This window comes from Bradyrhizobium sp. CCBAU 45394 (assembly GCF_028128655.1).
Classification (GTDB): domain Bacteria; phylum Pseudomonadota; class Alphaproteobacteria; order Rhizobiales; family Xanthobacteraceae; genus Bradyrhizobium; species Bradyrhizobium diazoefficiens.
In genome coordinates, this window is record NZ_LBIX01000175.1 from 173,042 (window position 1) to 196,560 (window position 23,519).

Below are 23,519 nucleotides of genomic sequence, written 5' to 3' on the forward strand. Positions count from 1 at the left end.
AATGAATTTCTTCGCGCAGAAGGCGCAGCGAGAAGCTTGTTAGCACGGCAATTGCCGATTCCTCCTGCGCCTGATGCAGGCGTGCCCTGCGGCAGCGCATTTCAGCCCGTGGAATTGCGGTCTCTCGTCTCCCTCTCCCCGTTCTTACGGGGAGAGGGTTGGGGTGAGGGGCCGCGTCCGCGAAAACGATGCGAGTTGGACTCGCGGAGAGTCCCCCTCACCCGGATTGCATCTTCGATGCAATCCGGCCTCTCCCCGCACGCGGGGAGAGGCGAAGTGGCCGCGCCGTTCTCGTCACCCAATCGTCCAGACCAGCGGCGGACGGCCGCCTGCGGCCGGGCGCATGCGGATGCCGATATGCCGGCCGCAGCCGGCAGCCAATCCCTCGAACAATCCCTCCAGCACCTTGGCGCAGGCGCGGTGACAATCAGCGACGTCGTCCATCAGCTTCCAGCTCTGCTGGCGGATTTCGAAGGTGCCTTCGGACTGCGTCATCTCAGCATTGTCGTCCTGGGCAGCGAACAGCGCGTTCAGGAACGATGCGAATTCCCTCGCGCCGCCGCGGCTCGTCGCGAGTGCGGCCGCTACCTCGTCGAAATACTGCATCCCGATCAGCTTGCCGGTGAGATGCAGCAGATAGCCGGCGTCTTCCGGGCCGAACAGCTGCACCATCACGGGCGCGGCGGTGCGGACATATTCCATCGCATAGTTGCGATAGGCTTTTTCAAGCCGCGGTTTCGGCCAGCTCGCGACCGGCAGCGCCGGCGCGGTCTTCGCATCGAACGGCGGCGCTTCCAGATGCCGCGCGAACACCAGGCGCTGGTCGAGTTCGAGCGGATGGTCGTATTGATGATAATAGCCTTCGAGCCCGTCCTGGCCGTCGACGCTCTGCTTGGTGCAGACGAAGCCGAGGCGAAGATCTCCGAGCGCAACCCCGTTATTGGCGTGCCAGCCGCGCAGCATCGCGCGTGAGACTTCGCCCGGCACGCCGCAGATCGCGGTGCCCTTCCAGATCCAGCGCGGCGGCGGATAGCGGATCCAGGCCTTGACGTCGCTCTCATACATGTATTCGACATGCACGCCGCCGATCCAGTTGGAGAGGTAGTGATATTGCGCAGCCGCGACCGCCGGCGGCAGATGGCTGAGCCCGAGCTTTTCCAGCCCCGGCAGGAAGCGCTCCTGCTGCTGACGGCGGAACACGCGGAAGACGAACTCCGCGGCATCCGCGGTGCCGCGCCGCGTGACGACGGTGAGGATAAGGCCGGTGAAATAGGCGTGATAGAGATCGGCGACCGCGCGCCAGCGCTTCCATTGGGCTTCCTGCGCGGAGTCAGCTGCGGCGGTCATGTTCGCTCCCGGCTTGTTGTTTTACGGGAGTGTGTCATCGCGGCTGGGGCGGCGCAACCAGCCACAGACTCGGTGTCATCGCCCGGCGAAGACCGGGCGATCCAGTATTCCAGAGACAGTTATGATTGAATCGAGACGCCGCGGCGTACTGGATGCCCCGGTCGAGCCGGGGCATGACAGTTGGAGATGTCGCTACACCCGAAAATGTTTCGAGAGCTTCAAGCCCTGCGCCTGGTAGTTCGAGCCGATGCGCTGGCCGTACATCGCGTCGGGGCGGGCGAGCATCTTCTCGTAGACGAGGCGGCCGACGATCTGGCCGTGCTCGAGGATGAACGGCACCTCGCGCGAGCGCACCTCCAGCACGGCGCGCGATCCCAACCCGCCGGCACCGGCATAGCCGAAGCCGGGATCGAAGAAGCCGGCATAGTGCACGCGGAATTCGCCGACCAGCGGATCAAACGGCACCATCTCGGCTGCAAAGTCGGGTGGCACCTGCACGGCCTCTTTCGAGGCGAGGATGTAGAACTCGCCGGGATCGAGGATCAGGCTGCCGTCGGGCCGGGCCGAGATCGGCTCCCAGAAGTCCTCGACGGAATAGCCGGAGCGGCGATCGACATCGACGACGCCGGTGTGGCGCTTGGCACGGTAGCCGACGAAGCCGCTCGCCTTCTCGCCGGAGAGATCGACGGAGACGGCGACGCCGCCGGCCAGATCGGCATCGTCGATGTCGACAAGGCGCTCGGACGCATGCAGCGCATCGAGCTCGTCGGCATTGAGGATGGCGTCACCGGTGCGGAAGCGCACCTGCGACAGGCGCGAGCCCTCGCGCACCAGCACCGGAAATGTCTTCGGGCTGATCTCGGCATAGAGCGGGCCGTGATAGCCGGCGCCGATCATGTCGAAGCGGCGGGTGCCGTCGGCGATCACGCGGGTGAAGACGTCGAGCCGGCCGGTGGAGCTCTTGGGGTTCGCAGCCGCGACGATCTCCGGCGGCAGCGCCAGGCTCTCGAGCAGCGGCACGATGTAGACGCAGTTGGTTTCCAGCACCGCGCCGTCGGCAAGGCTGAACTCGTGCAGCTTCAATTCGTCGATGCGCTCGGCCACCGTGGCGCCGGGACCAGGCAGGAAGCTGGCGCGGACGCGATAGGCGATGTCTCCGAGGCGGAGGTCGAGGCTCGCCGGCTGGATCTGGCTTTCGACGAAATCGTATGCGGGCAGGATGAGGCCCGCCTCCGCCATCGCCGCGATCATGCGGTCGGGCAGGATACCATTGGCGTCGGCGGCGATCGTGAAGCTCAACCGGGGGTCCTCGTCAGGGGTCAAACGCATCCGGACGTGCGGGAAATACTAGCCTTTTACGGCTATCCGATGGACGCCTTGACGGAAAGGCCATTGCGGAATATGAGCATCACTTATCCCGTGGTGATTTGAGCCGGCCGGCTTGCAGCCACGTTAAATAAGTCGCTAAACAGGCCGGGGACCTCTGTGATCCCGGCCCGTGGATATATCCAGGCCGGTTTTTTTGTGACCGTTTTCGACGAGACGGTCATGTCGGAGGTACCTATGTCGAAGTCGCCTGCCACTTACCGTCCCGAAACCCGCCTGGTCCATTCCGGCACCCTGCGCTCGCAATTCGGCGAGACGTCGGAGGCGCTGTTCCTGACCCAGGGCTACGTCTACAACAGCGCCGAGGAGTGCGAGGCGCGGTTCAAGGGCGAGGATCCCGGCTTCATCTATTCGCGTTATTCGAACCCGACCATCTCGATGTTCGAGCGCCGCATGATCGAGCTAGAAGGCGCCGAAGCGGCGCGTTCGGCGGCGACCGGCATGGCCGCGGTGACGACCGCGATCCTGGCGCCGCTGAAGACCGGCGACCACGTGGTCGCCTCCCGCGCGCTGTTCGGCTCGTGCCTCTACGTCATTCAGGATCTGTTGCCGCGCTACGGCATCGAAACCACGCTGGTCGACGGCCTCGATCTCGACCAGTGGCAGCGGGCCTTGCGGCCGAACACCAAGACGTTCTTCCTGGAGAGCCCGACCAACCCGACGCTCGACGTGCTCGACATCCCCGGCATCGCCGAGATCGCGCACAAGGGCGGCGCGCGGCTCGTCGTCGACAACGTGTTTGCGACGCCGATCTGGCAGAGCCCGCTCGCGCTAGGGGCCGACGTCGTGGTCTATTCCGCGACCAAGCACATCGACGGCCAGGGCCGCTGCCTCGGCGGCATCATCCTGTCGTCGGAAGCCTTCGTCGCCGAGCACCTCCACAATTTCATGCGCCAGACCGGGCCGTCGATCTCGCCGTTCAACGCCTGGGTCTTGCTCAAGGGCCTGGAGACGCTGGCCGTGCGCGTGCGCGCGCAGACCGACACCGCGGCACGCGTTGCGGAAGTGCTGGCCGGCCATCCGAAGATCTCGCGATTGATCTATCCCGGCCGCGCCGATCATCCGCAGGCAGCGCTCGTGAAGAAGCAGATGCGCGGCGGCTCGACGCTGGTCGGCTTCGAGGTCAAGGGCGGCAAGGCGGCCGCGTTCCGCGTGCTCAACGAGCTCAAGCTTGCGAAGATCTCGAACAATCTCGGCGACGCCAAGAGCCTCGTCACCCATCCGGCGACCACGACGCATCAGCGCCTGAAGCCGGAAGACCGCGCCGCGCTCGGCATCAGCGAGGGCTTCATCCGCTTCTCCGCGGGGCTGGAGCATGCGGACGATCTGATCGAGGATCTGACGGCGGCGCTGGAGAGGGCGTGAGGCGATCGAGCTCCGTAGGGTGGGCAAAGCGAAGCGTGCCCACCATTCACCACCGAGCTGGCGATAGATGGTGGGCACGGCGCGCGAAGAGCGCGCCTTTGCCCACCCTACGGCTACGCAGCCGAACTACATCGGCCGGTACGCCCGCACGTCCCCGGGCACGTTGACCCCGAGCTTGATCTGGCCGACGGAGCGGATGATGTCGTCGCCGAGGAGCTGGGCGAAGCAGGCATAGCCCCAATCGTTCATATGCAGGCCGTCGGCGATCACGAAGCTCTCGACCGGGATCGATTGATTCTCGTGCCAGTCGCGCATCACCTCGAAGCGCGGGAAGATGCCGACGTGACGGAGCTCAGCGACCTTGCCGAGCAGCTTCACCATCTTGCCGGCACTCTCCTTGCGCTGGTTGACGGCCGGCGAATATTGCGGATCGACGAGCACGATATCGGCGCCGCCGGCGGCCTGGATGCGGGCGATGCCGTCCTCGACCATCTTGGCGGTGTCGCCGGGATCGAGATTGCGCAGCACGGCGTTGGTGCCGACCTGCCAGATCACCATGTCCGGATGCACGTCGATCACCTCCTTCTGGAGGCGCTTCATCATCTCGGGCGCGTCCTCGCCGCCGACGCCGGCATTGATGACGGTGATGTCCGCGGTCGGATATTGCCGGCGCAGCTGCGCCGCAAGACGGTTCGGATAGTTGAAATCGGGCGAGCTTGCGCCGTAGCCGGCGGTCGACGACGAGCCGAACGCGACGATCACGACAGGCTTGCCGGCGACGAGCTTGCCCGCGACATGCGGCAGCGAGCCCATCGCCTTCGCGCCGCCCTTCGGCGGCAGGCAGGGGACGCGGTTGAAGACGTCACCGGCGGATTTCGCGACCTGCTTCACCTTGTCGATGGCGCGCGCGGTGATGCCGCGCTGTTCGGGAGATGTCGCGGCGACGGTGGTCTGGGAGGGCGATGCCGGAGCGGGATTAGCGGCCTGCGCGGGCGCGGGCGTTGCCTGCGCGGCCTGCGCCTGCGCGCGCGACTGCGAAACAGGAGTCAGCAACAGCAGCGCCGCCGCCACGGGTGCTGCCAGCCATGCCGTCAGGCAAAAAGGGCGGATAGAACTCATTAACACTAGACCTCAATTTTGCTGCTGGGCCGGCCCCAGATGGGCTGCGTCGATCACGAACTGTGCCAACGCCCGGCCAAGGCAATCGTGGACCTGTTTCGCGAGCTCAGGCCCGCGGGACGGGCTGAACAGGTCGAACTGACCCTGATCATTCCACTGCCGCATGATCGCGAAACGGTCGAACAGCGGGATGTCGTGCTCCTGTGCCACCACCCGCATATTGTCGAGATAGGGCGGCACCGAGATCATGGTTTCGGTACGCGGGCTGTACTGCAAGTTCATCAACACGACGTCAGCCCCTGCATTTTGCAATGCGGAAACCCCTCCGGTCACCGCACCGCGAAAATCGTCGGGATCGATTGCTCGGATAGCATCCACGGTCCCGGTCTGCCAGATGACCAAAGTAGGCCTTTTTGCTTCCATCAGCTTAACGAAGCTGGCGGCCGCCTCCTCTGCCGTCTTCTTGCTCTGTATTTCTACGGAGACGTGCACAACTTCCGATGGCGACAGCTTGTCCTTCAAAATGGCCTGCATGCGTGCCGGATAGGAAGCGTCCTCGGAGGCCGGAATCGTGGTCGAACGGCTGCCGATGACCAGGATTTCGAGCGGTTTGCCGGCCTTGATGGCGTCGGCGACCTTGGGAAGCTGGCTTTCGCTGGTGAGCAGATAGGACGGCAATTCGCAGGCTGCGGGCGCGGCCGGAGCGGGCGGCGCAGCATCCTCCGCGCGCGCCGACGGCGCGGCGAGGCCACCGCATAGCAGGATCAGGCTCAGGAGAACCTTCGCCTTCATCAGCCCCCTCCCGCCAGATCGGCGTTGCCGACGGCGTTCTTGGTTTTCGCACCGCTCTTGTCAGCTACGCGCTTGTACCACGAAATCACCCAGGCCACGCCCCACATGATCAGGATTCCGGAGAGACTAATCACCGCATGCATGACGGCGCCGCCGGAGACCTCGGCCAGGATGAAATGACCGGCGAAGGCCAGGAACACGCCGAGGCAGAAGATCTCCAGGGAATGCGAGCCGCACAGGATCAGCGGCCGCAGCCAGGGCGATTTCAGGCCCGGCCAGTCGCGCGGCAGGAAGCGCACGGTGAGCGCTGCCAGCGCCAGGAAATGCGTGAAGCGCAGCACGTCGAGGTCGGTCTTGTCGATCGGATACATCCACTGCTCGAGCCGCTTCGGCATCAGATGCGAGAGCTGCGGCACATACCAGGTCAGCGTCACGTAGAACGCCGCGACGATATAGGCGATCGCGATCCACATCGTCACCGGTGAAGCCAGAATACGCGACATGCGCCGCGCACCTCCAAGCGCACACCATGCACCGAAGACGAACAGCAATTGCCAGGCCAGCGGATTGAACGCCCAGAAGCCGTTCGGATAGGCGGAGAAGTAGAGGTCGTATTCCCAGGTGACCGCGTAGAGCACGACCGAGAGGCCGAGCGTGACATCGGGCTTCCACTTCATCGACCACAGGATCAAAGGCAGCGCCAGCATCAGCACGATGTAGAGCGGCAGCACGTCCATGTTGACGGGACGGAAGCGCAACAGCAGCGCCTGCACGATGGTGACGTCGGGCTGCTTGAGAAAGTCCATGATGCCCATCTCTTCAGTGTAGAGCGGGTTCTCGAAGCTGGTCGCGACGTAGGAGATCTCGGCGAGGAAGATCGTGAACAGGAAGACGTGGGCGACATAGATCTGCCAGACCCGGCGCATGATGCGCGCGGTGGCGATGACGACGCCGCTCTCCAGCATCGCGCGGCCGTAGACGAAGGCGGCGGTGTAGCCGGAGATGAAGATGAATATCTCGGTGGCGTCGCTGAAGCCGTAATTGCGGATCGTGAACCAAGTCAAAAGACTCGACGGCAGATGGTCGATGAAGATCAGCCACAGCGCGAGGCCGCGGAACAGGTCGAGCCGGAGCTCGCGCTCGCCGATGGCGGGCAGAGAGATGGCCGGCGCGGCCGCACGCGGCTTTGCATCCGCAGGCTTGGCCCCCGCGATCGTCGATCCCGTCACTTGGTCCGCAATGGTCATCGGGGCCTGGAAACCCTCACACAAATCGCGACGTTATAGGGATTGTACCGGTCCGGCCGTCGTCTCGCAAAGCGGCCGGATCACATAAGGGTGTCTTTCTTTGGGGTGTCTTTCTCCGCGAATTCTGGCGGGACGATGTCGCGAAAGCCGCTTGCGGCGTTTGGTTCCCGGCCGGGTTTTCGTTATGATGGCAGCCATGTACCGCGCCGTGACCCGCCAGATCGAAGTGACCGTCGAGCCGAACTTTGTTCCGGAACAGTCGTCGGCCGACCGCTCCCGCTACTTCTGGTCCTACACCATCGTCATCACCAATTCGGGCGAGGAGACCGTGCAGCTCAAGACGCGGCACTGGATCATCACCGATGCCACCGGCCGCCAGCAGGAGGTGAAGGGCGAGGGCGTGGTCGGCGAGCAGCCGACCCTGGCCCCCGGCGAGCGCTTCGAATACACCTCCGGCGTGCCGCTTTCGACCGCCTCCGGCTTCATGACCGGCCGCTACCAGATGGTCAGCGAAAGCGGCGAACGCTTCGAGATCGACGTGCCGACGTTTTCGCTGGATAGCCCGGACAACAAGCGGGTGTTGAACTAGGGGCGGGGCCGTGGGGTGGGCAAAGCGAAGCGTGCCCACCATTTCGGTGGTGACGCGGAAAGATGGTGGGCACGCTTACGCTTTGCCCACCCTACGATGTCCGAGCACTTGGCAGGCTGTTTCCCCGTCGTCATTGCCAGCGCAGCGAAGCAATCCAGACTGCCACTGCGGAAAGACTCTGGATTGCTTCGCTGCGCTGGCAATGACGGACGATAGAGTTACGCGTCCTCCACGCCCGCCTCATCGGGCGTGAAATCGTACACCGACGAGCAGAACTCGCAGGTGACAACGACCTTGTCGTCCTTGACCATCGCGGCGCGATCGTCCGGCGAGAAGCTCTTCAGCATCGCGGCGACCGCATCGCGCGAGCAGGAGCATTGCGCCTTCAGGACCAGCGGCTTGAACACGCGCACGCCACGCTCGTGGAAGAGGCGGTAGAGCAGCCGCTCGCCGGACAGTTCCGGATCGATCAGCTCGACGTCCTCGACGGTCTCGACCAGCGAGCGCGCCTCGACCCAGGCGTCATCTTCGGCGACGGCGTGCACTTCGGCGCCCTCGGGCGCATCGCCGGGATGCAAGTCCGCCTGCCGCGCGCGCTCCGGCGCCTTCGGCAGAAACTGCATCAACATGCCGCCGGCGCGCCAGCGATGCCTGCCGCCGTCGTTCGAGCGCCACTCCTCGCCGACCGCAAGACGCACGCGCGTCGGGATCTGCTCGGAGCGCAGGAAATATTCGTGGGCGGCGTCTTCGAGGCTGCCGCCGTCGAGCGCGACCAGACCCTGGTAGCGGCTCATGTCGGGGCCCTGGTCGATGGTCATGGCGAGATGGCCGCGGCCGAGCAGCGCGCCGGAATCCTTCGCCGTGCCCAGGCGCGAGGCGTCAAAGCGGGCATAGGCGCGAAGCTGGTCCGGCGCCTTGTAGTCCACCACCAGGAACGACACCGGGCCGTCGGTCTGGGCCTGGAGGATGAAGCGGCCCTCGAATTTCAGCGCCGAGCCGAGCAGCGTCGTCAGCACGATGGCCTCGCCGAGCAGCTTGCCGACGGGCGCGGGATAATCGTGCTTGGTCAGGATGTCGTCGAGCGCCGGACCGAGCCGCACCAGCCGGCCGCGCACGTCGAGCGCGTCGACCTCGTAGGGCAGCGCGGCGTCGTCGATCGGAACCGCTGATGGTGCGCGAACCGGGCCTTCCGGCCTGGTTTTCATGTCAGGGGATTGGGAATCCATGGCCGTCTATCTGGGGTCGGTGGGTGGGAAATGGAAGGGGTTCCGGCTGCATCCGGCAATGCAGAATGGACGTATGCAAGGACGGCAACCTCCGCGTCGTCCTGGCGTTCGCCAGGACGACAGTTGCATGTGAGGCGGCCGCCAAGCCTACGCCAAACTTACTTCACCGCGTCAAAACACCAGGCCAGAATACCCTTCTGCGCGTGCAGGCGGTTTTCGGCCTCGTCGAACACGACCGATTGCGGACCGTCGATCACCTCGTCGGTGACCTCCTCGCCGCGATGGGCGGGCAGGCAGTGCATGAACAGCGCGTCGGGCTTGGCCAGCGACATCAGTTTGGCATTGACCTGGTAGGGCTTGAGCACGTTGTGGCGGTGCTCGCCCTCCTTGTCGCCCATCGACACCCATGTGTCGGTGACGACGCAATCGGCGCCGCGCACGGCGGCTTCCGGATCGGTGCCGAGCATGATCGGCGCGCCTGAAGCCTTGATCCAGTCGCGCATCGCCTTCTTCGGCGCAAGCTCCGGAGGCGTTGCGACATTGAGCTGAAACTTGAAGCGCTCCGCGGCATGCGCCCAGGACGCCAGCACGTTGTTGTCATCGCCGGTCCAGGCCACCGTCCGGCCCTCGATCGGGCCGCGGTGCTCCTGATAGGTCAGAAGGTCGGCCATCACCTGGCAGGGATGCGAGCGCCGCGTCAGGCCGTTGATGACGGGCACGGTCGCGTTGGCCGCAAGCTCGAGCAAGGCGTCGTGGTTGAGGATACGGATCATGATGGCGTCGACATAGCGCGACAGCACGCGCGCGGTGTCGGCGATGGTCTCGCCGCGGCCGAGTTGCATCTCGGCGCCGGTGAGCATGATGGGCTCGCCGCCGAGCTGGCGCATGGCGACGTCGAACGACACCCGCGTACGGGTCGACGGGCGCTCGAAGATCATCGCCAGCGTCTTGCCTTCGAGCGGCCTCACCGGCTGATGCGCCTTCTGCTTCGCCTTCATGGCGGAGGAGGCATCGAGCATGCTCTTGAGCTCCGACAGCGGGAGCTCGTTGATATCGAGGAAGTGCTTCGGCGACTTGCTCATCAGCTTGCCGCCCGCTTGGTCTGACTGGACGAGATCGCGGCGCAGGCGCGTTCGAGCCGCCCGACGCTGTCCTCAATCTCGGCTTCGGTGACGATCAAGGGCGGCAGGAAACGCACGACATTGTCGCCGGCGCCGACCGTGAGCAGCTTCTCGTTGCGCAGCGCCGCGACGAGATCGCCTGATGGCACCACGGCCTTGATGCCGATCAGGAGGCCCTCGCCGCGCACCTCGCTGACGACATCGCCATGACGGTCGATCACGGAGGCGAGCTTCTGCTTGAGCAGCAGCGACATCTTCTGCACGTGATCGAAGAAGCCGGGCTTCAGCATGACGTCGAGCACGGCATTCGCAGCCGAGATCGCGAGCGGATTGCCGCCGAAGGTCGATCCGTGCGAGCCGGGACCCATGCCGGCCGCCGCGTCCGCGGTGGCCAGGATCGCACCGATCGGGAAGCCGCCGCCGAGCGCCTTGGCCAGCGACATCACGTCAGGTGTGACGCCGGTACGCCGATGCGCGAACAGATCGCCGGTGCGGCCCATGCCGGTCTGCACCTCGTCGAAGGCGAGCAGCAGGCCCTTCTCGTCGCAAAGCTGGCGCAATGCCTTGAGGAACGCAGGCGTTGCGGAACGCACGCCGCCCTCGCCCTGAATCGGCTCGATCAGGATGCCGGCGGTCTGCGGACCGATTGCCTTCTTCACGGCCTCGATGTCGCCATGCGGGACCTGGTCGAAGCCATCCATCGGCGGACCAAAACCTTCGAGATATTTTGCAGATCCCGTCGCAGCCAGCGTCGCCAGCGTGCGGCCATGGAAGGCGCCTTCGAAGGTGATGATGCGGTAACGTTCCGGATGCCCCTTGGAGAAGTGATGATGGCGGACCAGCTTGATCACACCTTCCAGCGCCTCGGCGCCGGAATTGCAGAAGAACACGAAGTCCGCGAAGCTTTCATTGCACAGGCGCGCAGCGAGCTTCTCGCCGTCCGGACTCTGGAACAGGTTCGACATGTGCCAGAGTTTTGTGGCCTGCTCCTGCAGCGCCTTGACCAGCGCGGGATGGGCATGGCCGAGCGCGTTCACGGCGACGCCCGAGGTAAAATCGAGATAGCGATCGCCATTGGTCGCAATCAGCCAGCAGCCTTCGCCGCGCTCGAAACCGAGGTCGGATCTGGCGAAAACGGGAAGCAAATGCGGCGCTGCGCTGTTAGTCATGACGATCACTTGATGTTGCGGACGGCCTGAACACGCTCACGCAGCGCACCATTGACCGGCCCGGAAAACGAAACGTGCCGCCTTTTAAGGGCGGCACGTGACACTATCTTATGCCTGGTGAAACCGGTGTCAATGCCGCCCGAAAGCCTCGCGAAACGCTGAATCCGTAGTCTTGCGGAGCCGAAATTGCGGGGTTTTCGCCACGGAACATGTGGAAGCGAGTCGGCGGACTCTTGCGCGTGAGTCACGCCATATTGTAGCGTTTGGCTTGTCAGATACGACATCTCGTGCAGTGTTTCTGATCCTCTAAGTCCTCATGTACCGGCGTAGACGTTCGGGCGTTATCGGCGCGCCCGGCGAGCCTTAAGGGATTCTGACGGCACGGGTTTTTCGAGGCTTAGGCATTCGCCGCGAGGCGCCAGGATGGCAGCCGCACGGCGAGGGAAAGGGTGCAATGACGGTTTTGACCTGGTCCGACGATCGCGTCGAGCAGTTGAAAAAGCTCTGGGAGGCCGGATTATCGGCCAGCCAGATCGCAGCCGAGCTCGGGAACGTGACCCGCAATGCCGTGATCGGCAAGGTACACAGGCTCGGCCTATCCGGCCGCGCCAAGAGCCCCTCATCGGCGGCTCCGCGGCCGCGCAAGGCGCGCCCCGCGCAGCACATGATGCGGGTGAGCCGCCCCATTGCGCGCGGCAACACCGCGCTGGCGCAGGCCTTCGAGGTCGAGGTGGAGGCCGAACCGGTCACCTACGACAACGTGGTGCCGATGAGCCAGCGGCTGTCGCTGCTGGAGCTGAACGAGGCGACCTGCCACTGGCCGGTCGGCGATCCCTCGAGCCCGGATTTCTTCTTCTGCGGCGGCAGGGCGCTGTCGGGCCTGCCCTACTGCGCGCAGCACTCGCGCGTGGCATATCAGCCCGCCGCGGATCGCCGGCGCGCACCGGCGAAGCCCTCGCGGTGAGTTTGTCGCTCTAGCTGATTGCAAAGACGGCGCCGTCACGCGATGACGGATCGACACACTCCGATGTCGTCCCGGCGAAGGCCGGGACCCATAACCACCAGCAGATGTGGTTACGGGGACACGGAGTTACCCTTGTCGCGCAAACAATTGCGCCCTGGGGTTATGGGTCCCGGCCTTCGCCGGGACGACACCGATATCGTGGCGACAGCTCGCCAAACCAACTCGCCCCTAGCTTACGTCTGCTCCGCCTTCGCAAAGCGATCATCCAGCGCGTAGCCGGCGCCGCGGACGGTGCGGATGGGATCCTGCTCGCGGCCGAGATTGAGCAGCTTGCGCAGGCGGCCGATGTGGACGTCGACGGTGCGCTCGTCGATGTAGATGTCGCGGCCCCAGACGCTGTCGAGCAGCTGCTCGCGCGAGAACACGCGGCCGGGATGCTCCAGGAAGAACTCCAAGAGGCGATATTCGGTCGGGCCGAGGTCGATCGGCCGGCCCGAGCGCGCGACGCGGCGCTTGTCGCGATCGAGCTCGATGTCGCCATAGGCCAGCACCGTGGCGAGCCGCTCCGGGCTTGCGCGCCGCAGCAGGCCCTTCACGCGTGCCAAGAGCTCCGGCACCGAGAACGGCTTGACGATGTAGTCGTCGGCGCCGGTCGCAAGACCCCGCACCCGCTCGCTCTCCTCGCCGCGCGCGGTGAGCATGATGATCGGGAGCTGCTTGGTCTCGGGCCGGGTCCGCAGCCGGCGGCACAGCTCGATGCCCGACAGGCCCGGCAGCATCCAGTCGAGTACGATCAGATCGGGGATGTGTTCCTTGAGGCGGGTGTCGGCGTCGTCGCCGCGCATCACCGTCTCCACATCATAGCCGTCGCCTTCGAGGTTGTAGCGGAGAAGCTCGGTGAGAGCTTCCTCGTCCTCAACCACCATAATGCGTGCGCCCATGGTGTCGTCGCTCCTTAAGTCTTCAGGTATTCGGGACCGTCGTGGCGAAGGTCGTCATGTCGCCCTTCGGTCGCTTGTCGGTGATCGCCTGGCCCTCGATCATGTAGAACACGGTCTCGGCGATGTTGGTGGCGTGGTCGCCGATCCGCTCGATGTTCTTGGCGCAGAACATCAGATGGATGCAGAACGAGATGTTGCGCGGATCCTCCATCATGTAGGTGAGGAGCTCGCGGAACAGCGAGGTGCAGATGGCGTCGACTTCCTCGTCGCCCTTCCACACCGCCATCGCCGCCGGCAGATCATGCGCGGCATAGGCGTCCAGCACCGACTTGACCTGCTGCTGCACGAGGTCGGTCATGTGCTCGAGGCCGCGGAACAGCTTGAGCGGATGGAAATCCGTCTCCAGCGCCGCGACGCGCTTGCCCATGTTCTTGGCAAGGTCGCCGATGCGCTCGAGATCGGTCGCAACGCGCATGGCGCCGACGATCTCGCGCAGATCGACCGCCATCGGCTGGCGGCGGGCGATGGTGAGCACGGCGCGCTCCTCGATGCGCTTCTGCAGCGCGTCGAGCTCGGTGTCGGTGGCGACGACGCGCTGGCCGAGCGCGACGTCTCGGCGGATCAGCGCGTCGACGGAATCGACGATCATGCGCTCGGCGATCCCGCCCATCTCGGCGACGAGCCGGGTGAGCTCCTGGAGGTCGGTGTCGAAGGCCTTTGCGGTATGTTCAGAACCCATGTCCCGTCTCCTCAGCCGAACCGGCCGGTGATGTAATCCTGCGTGCGCCGGTCGCTCGGCGACGTGAAGATCTTGCTGGTGTCGTCGAACTCGATCAGCTCGCCGAGATACATGAACGCGGTCTTGTCGGAGACGCGCGCCGCCTGCTGCATGTTGTGGGTGACGATCGCGATCGTGTAGTTCTCGGACAGTTCCTGGATCAGCTCCTCGACCTTGGCGGTCGAGATCGGGTCGAGCGCCGAGCAGGGCTCGTCGAACAGGATCACCTCGGGCCGCACCGCGACGGTGCGGGCGATGCAGAGGCGCTGCTGCTGGCCGCCGGAGAGCGACAGGCCGGAGGCGTTGAGCTTGTCCTTGACCTCGTTCCACAGCGCGCCGCCGCGCAGCGCCTTCTCGACGCGGTCGTCCATCTCGGACTTCGAGATCTTCTCGTAGAGGCGGATGCCGAAGGCGATGTTCTCGTAGATCGTCATCGGGAACGGCGTCGGCTTCTGGAACACCATGCCGACGCGGGCGCGCAGCAGGTTGAGGTCGAGCTTGCCGTCGAGGATGTTGGTCTGGTCGAGCATGAGCTGGCCGGTGGCGCGCTGCCCCGGATAGAGGTCGTACATCCGGTTGAAGATGCGCAGCAGGGTCGACTTGCCGCAGCCGGACGGGCCGATGAACGCGGTGACGCGGTTGGTGCCGAGCGTCAGGTTGATGTTCTTCAGCGCGTGGTGCTCGCCGTAATAGAAGTTGAGGTTGCGCACCGTCACCTTGGCCGGCGCTTCCGGCAGCAGCGGCGCCTGGGGCAGCCCACCGGCCGCGCTCATCGATACGGAAAGCTCACTCATTTTGCGGTCCTCTCGGCGCCAAGGATGCGTGCGCCAATATTCAGGGCAAGCACGGTAATCGTGATCAGCAGCGCGCCGCTCCAGGCGAGCTGCTTCCAATAGGCGTAGGGGCTCTGGACGAAGTTGTTGATGGTGACCGGCAGGTTCGCCATCGTCTTGTTCAGGCCAAGACTGAAGAACTGGTTCGACAGCGCGGTGAAGAGCAGCGGCGCGGTCTCGCCGGCGACGCGGGCGGTGGCTAGCAACACGCCGGTGATGAGGCCGGAGCGGGCGGCACGATAGGCGATCCGCTTGATCACCAGCGAGCGCGGCAGGCCGAGCGCGGACGCCGCCTCGCGCAGCGCGTTCGGCACCAGCAGCAGCATGTCCTCGGTCGTGCGCAGCACCACCGGGATGACGATGACGGCGAGCGCGAGGCTGCCTGCGATCGCCGAGAAGCCGCGCATCGGCACCACCACCGCGCCGTAGATGAACAGGCCGATGATGATCGAGGGCGCCGAGAGCAGGATGTCGTTGATGAAGCGGATCACCGAGGTCAGGCGGTCGTTGCGGCCGTATTCGGCGAGATAGGTGCCGGCGAACAGGCCGAGCGGCGCGCCAATGCCGACGCCGAGCACGGTCATGATGATCGAACCGACGATGGCGTTGCGCAGGCCGCCTTCGGTCGAGCCCGGCGGCGGCGTATCTGCCACGAAAATCTCGAGGTTCAGACCGGCGATGCCGTTGTAAAGCAGCGTGATCAGGATCAGCGCAAGCCAGGTGACGCCGAAGGCGGCGGCGGCGATGCAGAGTCCGCGAACGACGATGTCCTTGCGGCGGCGGCGTGAATAGATCGGGTTCATGGCGTTAGTTCCCCGCCTTCTTTTCCAGCCGCATCAGCATCAGCCGTGCCGCTGCGAGCACGAAGAACGTCAGCACGAACAGCAGCAGGCCGAGCAGGATCAGGCCGGACTGGTGCAGGCCGTCGCTCTCGGCGAACTCGGATGCGATCGCCGCCGAGATCGTGGTGCCCGGCGCGAAGATCGAGGAGGAGATGCGGAACGAGTTGCCGATGATGAACGTCACCGCCATGGTCTCGCCGAGCGCGCGGCCCAGCGCCAGCATGACGCCGCCGATGACGCCGACGCGGGTGTAGGGGATCACCACGCTGCGCACGACTTCCCAGGTGGTGCAGCCGACGCCGTAGGCGGCCTCCTTCAGCACCGGCGGCACCGTCTTGAATACGTCGACCGAGATCGAGGTGATGAAGGGCAGCACCATGATGGCGAGGATCAGCGCGGCGTTGAACAGGCTGAGATAGGACGGGGGACCCGCGAAGATCGCGCCCAAGACAGGAACGCCGTCGAAGATCTTGATCATGAAGGGCTGGAAGGTGTTGGCCAGGAACGGGCCCAGCACGAAGAAGCCCCACATGCCGTAGATGATCGAGGGAATGCCGGCGAGCAGCTCGATCGCCATGCCGATCGGGCGGCGCAGCCATTGCGGACAGAGCTCGGTGAGGAAGATCGCAATGCCGAGGCCAACGGGAATGGCAATCAGCATCGCGATGAACGAGGTGACGAGCGTGCCGTACATCGGCCCGAGCGCGCCGAGCACGGGCGGATCCGCCGACGGCGCCCAGCGCTGCGTCCACAGGAAGGAGAAGCCGTATTCCTTGATCGCCGGGAAAGCGCCGACGATCAGCGAAACGATGATGCCGCCGAGGATCAGCAGCACCGAGATCGCGGAGAGCCGCGTGATCCAGTAGAAGGTGACGTCGCCGAGCTTGAACGCGCTCAAGGCCTTGGCGCGATCGTACGGTCCGGCGTCGTCGATTACATCGCTCTGAACGGCCATCTCTGCCACGCCGATCCCCTGTACCCGTTATATACGCTTGTTGTTGGTCTTGCGCTCCGGATGCGGCACGGGGCCGATCCGGAGCGGAGGTCTTTTGAGATCCCGGCACCCAGGCCGGGACAGCAGCGCTTAGCTCTTGATCTCGGCAGCCCAGGTCTTCTCGATCAGGGTCACGACGCCCTCGGGCATCGGGATGTAGTCGAGCTCCTCAGCCGCCTTGCCGCCGTTCTTGAAGGCCCAGCGGAAGAACTTGATGGCTTCCTGCGAGGCCGCCTTGTCGGTGGCATCCTTGTGCATGAGGATGAAGGTCGCCGCCGTGATCGGCCAGGACTTCTCGCCGGGCTGGTCGGTCAGGATGACGTAGTAGCCGGGCGCCTTGGCCCAGTCGGCGTTCGAGGCGGCCGCCTGGAAGGCCTCGACGGTCGGCTGCACCGGCTTGCCGGCCTTGTTGACGAGACCGGTGTAGGTCAGCTTGTTCTGCTTGGCATAGGCGTACTCGACGTAACCGATCGAGTTCTTGGTCTGGCCGATGTTGCCGGACACGCCCTCGTTGCCCTTGGCGCCGACGCCGACCGGCCACTCGACGGCCGTGCCCTCGCCGACCTTGCTCTTCCAGTCCGCGCTGGCCTTGGAGAGGTAGTTGGTGAAGTTGAAGGTGGTGCCCGAACCGTCGGAGCGGCGGACGACGGTGATCGCCTCCGAGGGCAGCTTCAGGCTCGGATTGAGCTTCTTGATCGCGGCATCGTCCCACTTGGTGATCTTGCCGAGATAGATGCTGGCGAGCGTCTCGCCGTCGAACACCATCTCGCCCGGCTTCACGCCCTCGATGTTGACGACCGGAACGATGGCACCCATCACCATCGGCCACTGGACGAGGCCGTCCTTCTCGAGCTGCTCGGCCTTGAGCGGCGCGTCGCTGGCGCCGAAGGTCACGGTCTTGGCCTGGATCTGCTTGATGCCGCCGCCGGAGCCGATCGACTGGTAGTTCAGACCGTTGCCGGTCTCTTTCTTGTAGGCGTCAGCCCACTTGGAATAGATCGGGAACGGGAACGTCGCGCCGGCGCCGGTGATATCGGCAGCAAAGGCTGCCGTCGTCGATGCGGCGACCAAGCCGGCAGCGACGATCGTTTTGAGGAAATTCATGCTGGTCTCCATACAGGGGAGCGAAGCGCCATCCGCGCCCGATCGCGCTCCCCGTGCCGCCCCTTTAGGAGCGGTCGGCTGTGCTTTTACGAAGGTTTCGTGACAGTCGGATGACAACCACAAGCAATTGAAATCGCTTGAGTTTCATGTCGTCGCCGGAGCCCTGGCCTGGGGAAAACAGGCGGTGAAAGTGGCGCCCTGTTTGGGCACGCTTTCGATCAAAAGCCGGCCGCGATGCCGGTTAAGAATATGTTTCACCAGCGATAATCCGAGCCCGGTCCCGCCCTGCAAGCGGCTGTCGCCGACATCGACCCGGTAGAACCGCTCGGTCAGCCGCGGCAGGTGCTCGGGCGCGATACCGGGGCCGAAATCCCGGACCATGACCCGGATTTCCTGAGTTCCATCAGTGGCGGCGCCTGAGGTTAGTGACACGATGACGCGTCCGCCCGAGGCGCCGTATTTGAGCGCGTTCTCGATCAGGTTCTCGAACAGGCGGAGCAGCTCCTCGCGGTCGCCCGCGATCATCACCGGCGGCTCCGGCAGATGGATCTCGACCTCGACCTGGCGCTCGCGCGCCAGCGGCTCGAGCCCGTCGGCGACCTGGCGGATGATCGGCAGCAGGTCGACCAGGGTGTCGGGGCGCACATGGGCCGACAGCTCGACCCGCGACAGCGAAAGCAGATCGTCGATCAGGCGCGCCATGCGGGTGGCCTGGTTGTGCATGATGCCGAGGAAGCGCTCGCGCGCCTTGGGGTCGTCCTTGGCCTGGCCCTGGAGCGTGTCGATGAAGCCGGACAGCGCGGCGAGCGGCGTGCGCAGCTCGTGGCTGGCATTGGCAACGAAGTCGGCGCGCATCTCCTCGACCCGGCGCAGCGGCGTCTGGTCGTGGAAGGTCATCAGCATGCATTTGTCGGCGCCGCCGAAGGTGGTCGGCACCGGCACCGGCGTGATGATCAGCTCCATCCAGCGATCGACCGGGACATGGTCGAGATAGGTCGCGCGCCGCGGCTCGGTGGTCGCGATCGACTCGCGCAGCGCGGTGATGATCTCCGGCGAGCGCAGCGCGAACTGGGCGAGCTCGTTCCTGCGCAGCGCCGGGGCAAGCTGGGCGGCAGCCGCATTGAGATGGATGACGCGGCCGGCGCGGTCGAGCAGCACCGCCGGATCCGGCATGCCGGCGACGACCGCGGCCACTGCGGCGCTCTCGACCGGGTTGATGCGCCTGACATCGTCGCGCGAGGCGGCGGTGTCGTGCAGTCGCCAGGGGATCAGCGCCGCAGCGGCGATGCAGAGGAACACGGCAACGGCGTGCAACACCGACAATTCGCCGAGCGAGACCACGACCGACAGCGCCAGCGCCGCGGCGATCAGGATGATCGTCGAGTGCCGCAGCCGGTCGGACCAGGGCTGCGCGGTGGGAGAAGATGGGGCGTCAATCGCCATCGGGGCGGGCTTCTCCTAGGGGCTTGTCCTAACGGCTTCGTCCTAAAGGCTTGGTCCTAAAGGCTTGGCGCCGTCAGGCGGTGCCGTCGCTGCGCTCTCTCACATAGGCGGCTTCACGCGCCGGGCCGGGGTCGAGCTTGAGCGCCGCCTGCTGCAAACGCTTCGATCGGGCGCCGATTATAACTTCGCGAAACGTCAGCAAGATTACAGATATGACGAAGGGGGACAGATAATAGAGGACGCGGAACAGGAGCATGCCGCCCAGGAGTTCCTCCCGGTCCATCTGCCAGAGGCCGACCAGCATGGCGGCGTCGAACACGCCGAGGCCGCCGGGCGAGTGGCTGGCAAAGCCGAGCAGGGTGGCCGAGACGAAGATCACGGCAACCACGACGAATCCGAGATTGGGCTCGTCCGGGACCAGCACGTACATCGCGAGCGCGCAGAATCCGAGATCGATGATGCCGATCGCGATCTGGAGCAGCGTCAGCGGTCCGCCTGGCAGCACCACGGTCCAGGGCCCGCGGCCGACCACCCGCGGCTGGGTCCAGACCCAGACCACATAGCCGACCAGTCCCACGATGATCATCAGCGCCAGCGTCCGGTTCAGCCAGGGCGGAAGCTGGTCGATCGAGGCCGCCGCCTCCGGATGGTAGGAGATGCCGAGGCCCAGCACGGCGGCATTGCCGAGCCAGAAGGTCAGGCCGGCGAGGAAGCAGATCTTTGCGACATCGATCGCGTTCAGCCCATAGGCCGAATAGATGCGGTAGCGCACCGCGCCGCCGGTGAAGACGCTGGCGCCGACATTGTGGCCGATCGAATAGCTGGTGAAGGCGGCGAGCGCATTGATGCGGTAAGGCACATGGGCGTGGCCGATCGCACGCACGGCGAACAGGTCGTAGAAGGTCAGGGTGAAATAGCCCGCGGCCACGAACAGTGCCGCCATCGCAATCTGGCTCGGCTCGGTGCTCTTGATCGCCTCGATCACCTCGTTGAAGTCGATGCCGCGCAGCATGTGGTAGAGCACATAGCAAGCGATGCCGATGACCGCGACGCTGATCACAACTCCAAGCTTATGCAGGACTTGCTTCTGGCGCAGAAACGTCATCGCCCTGCGTATGGCTTCCAGCATCTAGACCTCGAACAACGCTTCAGCGGCCAGGACGGCCGGCGAACAGGCAAACGACGCACAGGCACTCAACGAACCCTCGCCGCCGGCTCCGGCATCGCGCATGCCCCCTAACCCTCCACTAGCGCGTTTTGGGGCGGAGTGGAATTCGCCAATTCGAACAAAATCACGTGCCTTCAATATTTTAGGCAGGGTTGCGGGCTCTGGATGCACGGTTTGGCGCTTTCGGCGGCAAGGCTGACGCGAATCTCCATGGCAATCCTGCGCAGACGCCATGAAGTTTTGATGATTTCGGCCGCGCAATGTTCCGTCACGTTTTAAGCCGACGTCAATCTATGGGCCGCGCCCGGCTGTTGAAAGAGGGGCGACGGGGTCGTTCTGGACGGATTTTCCGATGCACCAAACAGGTGCGGCGCAACAGTAGCTTAAGGGGCGGTCAGATAGCCGCGCTGATAGGCACTGGCCTGGTCGTCGAAAATCGCCATGGCCGTCGTCATCCGGCGGAAGCCGAGACGCTCATAAAAGCCCTCTTTGCCAGGCACCGCATAGAGGATGATTTTGCGATGTCCGCGGCATCGCGCCAGCAGCCGCTCGATGATCTCGCGGCCGAGGCCTTGCCCCTGACAGTCCGGGCGCACCGCGACATCACAGAGGTAGGCGCAGTCGCGGCCGTCCGCCAGCGCTCGGCCGGCACCAACCAGCCGGCCTTGGTCGTAAGCGAAGGCACAGAACATGCTGTTGCCGAACACGAGCGCGAGATCGGCTGGTGTCTTGTTGCCGAGCGGTGCGGTGCGGTAGAGCGCGGAAAGCTCGTTCCAGTCGATTGCCGCCGGATCTTCGTTCCAGACGACCGGCATCTGCGTGCCTCCCCGGATCAATGCCGCGCCGCGGTGACGGCTGCGACGATTTCGTCGGTGCCGGGAAAATGGCCCTTGCTGCGGCTGGCGACAATCCTGTCGCCGAGCTTGACCTGAAAGACGCCGCCCTTGCCAGCCACGAGATCCGCCTCCAGCGCCAGTTGCCGGCGCAGCGCTGCGGCGGCTTCCTTCGCACGCTTCTCGTAGCCGCAGGGACGGCAATAGACGATCGTCACATCCGACATCTCATCCTCCTCACGCGGCGAGCTGCGGACGCACCGCTTCGATGCCGGCGATCCAGCCGGCCACCGATCGGCCGATTGCGTCAGCGTGGTCCTCCTGCAGATAGTGCAATCCCGCGCCGAGCCGGATCGACGCGCAACGCGTCAGCGAGGCCGCAAACCGCTCGGCAAATTCCGGCGAGACGAGCGCGCCCGGTTCGCCCGTGAACAGCAGTTTCGGATAGGAAGATGCGGCCAGCGCCGCATGGGCGGATTGGAGCGCCTCATAGACATCGGCAGGCTCGCCTGCGATCGGCAGTTCGCGGGGAAACGCAAGAACGGGGCGACGGCTCTCAGGCGTCGGGAACGGCGTGCGATAGGGCGCCATCTCTTCGTCGCTGAGCTTGCGGACGATTCCGCCGGGCAGAACGCGCTCGACGAACGCATTCGCCTCGAGGATCATGGCCTCACCCTCGCCCGGCGTCCTGAACTTGCGAAAGACCGCCCTCGCTGCCTCGGCATGATCTTGCTCCTCCGCGACCTCGGTATGGTGGAAATCCTGCCAGGTCGGCATCGGGCGGATGAATTCCATGAAGGCTAATCCGCGTACGAAATCCGGCCGGCGCGCGGCGAGATGAAATGCGAGCGCCGTGCCCCAGTCCTGCGCGACGAGATAGGCCGATGTGACGCCGCGCTGTTCGATGAACGCATCGAGATAGCGGACATGGTCGAAGAAGCGGTAGGCGATGTCAGGCTTACCGGATTGGCCGAAGCCGATGAGATCGGGCGCAATGCAATGCGCGACCGGTGACACCAACGGCAGGATGTTGCGCCAGATGTGCGACGAGGTTGGGTTGCCGTGCAGGAACAGCGCGACCGGCGCATCCTGCGCACCCGTCTCGCGGTAAGCTATGCTGCTTCCCAGCACGGGCGCTCTGCGAATCTCGATCTCGATTGGCTTGCTCATGTCAGCTCCTTGAACACGGTCTGAAATGCGATGGTCTTGAAACGTTCGAGCGCTTTCGGATTGCGATCGACCTTCATGCGCAGGATCGCGCCCTGCCAGGACGCGAGCAGGAAGTCGGCAAGCTCCCCGGGCTCGAAATCGGATGCGATCTCGCCGCGCGCCTGAGCCTCGGCGATGCAGGCCGCGAACGGCACGCGCCATTCGGCAAAAATCTCGGTCAGGCGCGTACGCAGCATTTCGCTGCTGCCGGTCGCCTCCAGGCTGAGATCGCCGATCAGACACCCACGGCCATAACCGTCGGCCTCGAGCCGGCCGGTGATGATGTCGAGATAGCGCTTGAGGCGCGCGCGCGGCGTCAGCGTCGTGTCCTCAAGCGCTTCTGCGACCAGCCCCCTGGTGACGTCGAAGTAGCGGTCGAGCACCTCCGAAGCGAACGCTTCCTTGGAGCGGAAATGGTTGGTGAAGGACCCCTGCGGCGCGCCCGCCGCAGCGGTGACGTCGCGCACGCTGGTGCCGTGATAGCCGGTTCGGAACATGACCTTGAGGCCGGCGTCGAGGATGGCGTCTTTGAGCGAAGGCTTTGGCATGAGCAAAAGAATACGTACGTACGTATTAATGTCAAGCGTAGTTTCATCGCTCGGCGATTTCGCACTCCGATCAGGCTGTTATCGCAATGTTGGATCTGGAACTGATGGGATGAGCCTCGCCTAGCGCGCCGATGGCGGTACGCTCCCTCCCCCGCAAGGGGGGAGGGAGCGAGAGAGCGATGGCCTCACGCGAACCAAGGACTCAAGCCGCCGGCTGGCTCCGCGAGACCACCCGGTCGCGCAACCAGGCGCCGATGGTGCAGCCGACCAGGTAGCAGGCGAACATGATGAGGCCGAGGTCGAGCCAGTAGCCGAAGCGGCCGGGGACCACATGCGCGAGCGAGGCCGCGACCAGCGCTACGGCGAGCGCGGCGAGCCAGCGCGCGGTGACCTTCGAGGTGCCGTTGCCGCGCTGGACCACCGAGATCCAGCCCATGCAAAAGCCCAGCACCAGCGATCCGATCAGCCAGCCCAGATGGAACGAAACGAGATAGGGCATCG

The 23,519-nt window shown here is 65.0% G+C and carries 24 protein-coding genes and 1 riboswitch; of the genes, 3 read left to right on the forward strand and 21 right to left on the reverse strand.

The genetic code is table 11. The features are described from left to right. Positions 1-294 precede the first annotated feature (294 nt). Both WN73_RS36110 and WN73_RS36115 read right to left on the reverse strand, forming a co-directional pair. On the reverse strand, positions 295-1,347 hold the full coding sequence (locus WN73_RS36110; RefSeq protein WP_271556994.1) for a hypothetical protein: 1,053 nt from the start codon (positions 1,345-1,347) through the stop codon (positions 295-297). 192 nt (positions 1,348-1,539) lie between these two features. Then, positions 1,540-2,676: a 2'-deoxycytidine 5'-triphosphate deaminase gene (locus WN73_RS36115; protein ID WP_011083925.1), complete on the reverse strand. Its 1,137-nt coding sequence runs from the start codon at positions 2,674-2,676 to the stop codon at positions 1,540-1,542. An 80-nt stretch (positions 2,677-2,756) separates the two neighbouring features. After that, positions 2,757-2,836, forward strand: a riboswitch (SAM riboswitch). A gap of 74 nt (positions 2,837-2,910) precedes the next feature. On the opposite strand from WN73_RS36115, the gene WN73_RS36120 reads away from it, so the two are divergent. Then, on the forward strand, positions 2,911-4,098 hold the full coding sequence (locus WN73_RS36120) for an O-succinylhomoserine sulfhydrylase (protein ID WP_028172744.1): 1,188 nt from the start codon (positions 2,911-2,913) through the stop codon (positions 4,096-4,098). A 126-nt stretch (positions 4,099-4,224) separates the two neighbouring features. Here WN73_RS36120 and WN73_RS36125 read toward each other — a convergent pair whose 3' ends face one another. Genes WN73_RS36125 through WN73_RS36135 form a run of 3 tightly spaced genes read right to left on the reverse strand, consistent with a single transcriptional unit; the run spans position 4,225 to position 7,256 of the window. Then, positions 4,225-5,217, reverse strand: coding sequence for an SGNH/GDSL hydrolase family protein (locus WN73_RS36125; RefSeq protein WP_028172743.1), 993 nt, complete (start codon positions 5,215-5,217; stop codon positions 4,225-4,227). Between the two features lie 12 nt (positions 5,218-5,229). Continuing rightward, positions 5,230-6,009, reverse strand: a complete 780-nt coding sequence (locus WN73_RS36130) for an SGNH/GDSL hydrolase family protein (protein ID WP_028172742.1) — start codon at positions 6,007-6,009, stop codon at positions 5,230-5,232. Further along, positions 6,009-7,256, reverse strand: a complete 1,248-nt coding sequence (locus WN73_RS36135) for an OpgC domain-containing protein (protein ID WP_011083921.1) — start codon at positions 7,254-7,256, stop codon at positions 6,009-6,011. Before WN73_RS36135 ends, WN73_RS36130 begins: the two co-directional genes overlap by 1 nt. Before the next feature lie 196 nt (positions 7,257-7,452). Here WN73_RS36135 and apaG point away from each other — a divergent pair, with 196 nt between their 5' ends. After that, entirely contained in the window at positions 7,453-7,845 is a 393-nt protein-coding gene (gene apaG, locus WN73_RS36140; RefSeq protein ID WP_028172741.1) for a Co2+/Mg2+ efflux protein ApaG, read from the forward strand. Positions 7,846-8,063: 218 nt separating this feature from the next. Here apaG and WN73_RS36145 read toward each other — a convergent pair whose 3' ends face one another. The 3 genes from WN73_RS36145 to WN73_RS36155 all read right to left on the reverse strand — a co-directional run bounded on the left by WN73_RS36145 (position 8,064) and on the right by WN73_RS36155 (position 11,361). Beyond that, on the reverse strand, positions 8,064-9,071 hold the full coding sequence (locus tag WN73_RS36145; protein ID WP_028172740.1) for an Hsp33 family molecular chaperone: 1,008 nt from the start codon (positions 9,069-9,071) through the stop codon (positions 8,064-8,066). A gap of 158 nt (positions 9,072-9,229) precedes the next feature. Further along, positions 9,230-10,153 carry an ornithine carbamoyltransferase gene (gene argF, locus WN73_RS36150; protein WP_011083918.1) on the reverse strand — a complete coding sequence of 308 codons (924 nt, stop codon included), beginning with the start codon at positions 10,151-10,153 and terminating at the stop codon, positions 9,230-9,232. Continuing rightward, a complete protein-coding gene (locus WN73_RS36155; protein WP_028172739.1) occupies positions 10,153-11,361 on the reverse strand; it encodes an aspartate aminotransferase family protein in 1,209 nt (402 codons plus the stop codon). The genes argF and WN73_RS36155 overlap by 1 nt, the downstream gene beginning before the upstream one ends. A 454-nt stretch (positions 11,362-11,815) precedes the next feature. Here WN73_RS36155 and WN73_RS36160 point away from each other — a divergent pair, with 454 nt between their 5' ends. Next, positions 11,816-12,325 carry a GcrA family cell cycle regulator gene (locus WN73_RS36160; protein WP_011083916.1) on the forward strand — a complete coding sequence of 170 codons (510 nt, stop codon included), beginning with the start codon at positions 11,816-11,818 and terminating at the stop codon, positions 12,323-12,325. Between the two features lie 233 nt (positions 12,326-12,558). Here the strand turns inward: WN73_RS36160 and phoB are convergent, their stop codons facing one another. The 13 genes from phoB to WN73_RS36225 form a co-directional block, all read right to left on the reverse strand. Then, positions 12,559-13,266: a phosphate regulon transcriptional regulator PhoB gene (phoB, locus tag WN73_RS36165; protein ID WP_008143479.1), complete on the reverse strand. Its 708-nt coding sequence runs from the start codon at positions 13,264-13,266 to the stop codon at positions 12,559-12,561. Positions 13,267-13,288: 22 nt separating this feature from the next. Then, positions 13,289-14,005 (reverse strand): phosphate signaling complex protein PhoU, encoded by a 717-nt coding sequence (gene phoU / locus WN73_RS36170; protein ID WP_011083915.1) that lies wholly within the window; start codon positions 14,003-14,005, stop codon positions 13,289-13,291. A gap of 11 nt (positions 14,006-14,016) precedes the next feature. Beyond that, positions 14,017-14,838, reverse strand: coding sequence for a phosphate ABC transporter ATP-binding protein PstB (gene pstB / locus WN73_RS36175; RefSeq protein WP_011083914.1), 822 nt, complete (start codon positions 14,836-14,838; stop codon positions 14,017-14,019). Continuing rightward, complete coding sequence (gene pstA, locus WN73_RS36180; RefSeq protein ID WP_011083913.1) at positions 14,835-15,680, reverse strand: phosphate ABC transporter permease PstA; 846 nt, start codon at positions 15,678-15,680, stop codon at positions 14,835-14,837. The genes pstB and pstA overlap by 4 nt, the downstream gene beginning before the upstream one ends. A 4-nt stretch (positions 15,681-15,684) precedes the next feature. After that, complete coding sequence (pstC, locus tag WN73_RS36185; RefSeq protein ID WP_028172738.1) at positions 15,685-16,674, reverse strand: phosphate ABC transporter permease subunit PstC; 990 nt, start codon at positions 16,672-16,674, stop codon at positions 15,685-15,687. A 129-nt stretch (positions 16,675-16,803) separates the two neighbouring features. Continuing rightward, positions 16,804-17,817 (reverse strand): phosphate ABC transporter substrate-binding protein PstS, encoded by a 1,014-nt coding sequence (gene pstS, locus WN73_RS36190; protein WP_028172737.1) that lies wholly within the window; start codon positions 17,815-17,817, stop codon positions 16,804-16,806. A gap of 144 nt (positions 17,818-17,961) precedes the next feature. After that, positions 17,962-19,260, reverse strand: coding sequence for an ATP-binding protein (locus WN73_RS36195; protein WP_028172736.1), 1,299 nt, complete (start codon positions 19,258-19,260; stop codon positions 17,962-17,964). 73 nt (positions 19,261-19,333) lie between these two features. Then, entirely contained in the window at positions 19,334-20,389 is a 1,056-nt protein-coding gene (locus tag WN73_RS36200; RefSeq protein WP_011083909.1) for a lysylphosphatidylglycerol synthase domain-containing protein, read from the reverse strand. A 422-nt stretch (positions 20,390-20,811) separates the two neighbouring features. Further along, positions 20,812-21,243: a GNAT family N-acetyltransferase gene (locus WN73_RS36205; RefSeq protein ID WP_028172735.1), complete on the reverse strand. Its 432-nt coding sequence runs from the start codon at positions 21,241-21,243 to the stop codon at positions 20,812-20,814. A gap of 17 nt (positions 21,244-21,260) precedes the next feature. Continuing rightward, complete coding sequence (locus tag WN73_RS36210) at positions 21,261-21,488, reverse strand: SelT/SelW/SelH family protein (protein ID WP_028172734.1); 228 nt, start codon at positions 21,486-21,488, stop codon at positions 21,261-21,263. Between the two features lie 10 nt (positions 21,489-21,498). Next, positions 21,499-22,431, reverse strand: a complete 933-nt coding sequence (locus WN73_RS36215; protein ID WP_028172733.1) for a haloalkane dehalogenase — start codon at positions 22,429-22,431, stop codon at positions 21,499-21,501. Further along, positions 22,428-23,018, reverse strand: coding sequence for a TetR/AcrR family transcriptional regulator (locus WN73_RS36220; RefSeq protein WP_028172732.1), 591 nt, complete (start codon positions 23,016-23,018; stop codon positions 22,428-22,430). The genes WN73_RS36215 and WN73_RS36220 overlap by 4 nt, the downstream gene beginning before the upstream one ends. 202 nt (positions 23,019-23,220) lie before the next feature. Further along, positions 23,221-23,517 (reverse strand): hypothetical protein, encoded by a 297-nt coding sequence (locus WN73_RS36225; RefSeq protein WP_028172731.1) that lies wholly within the window; start codon positions 23,515-23,517, stop codon positions 23,221-23,223. Positions 23,518-23,519: the final 2 nt, after the last annotated feature.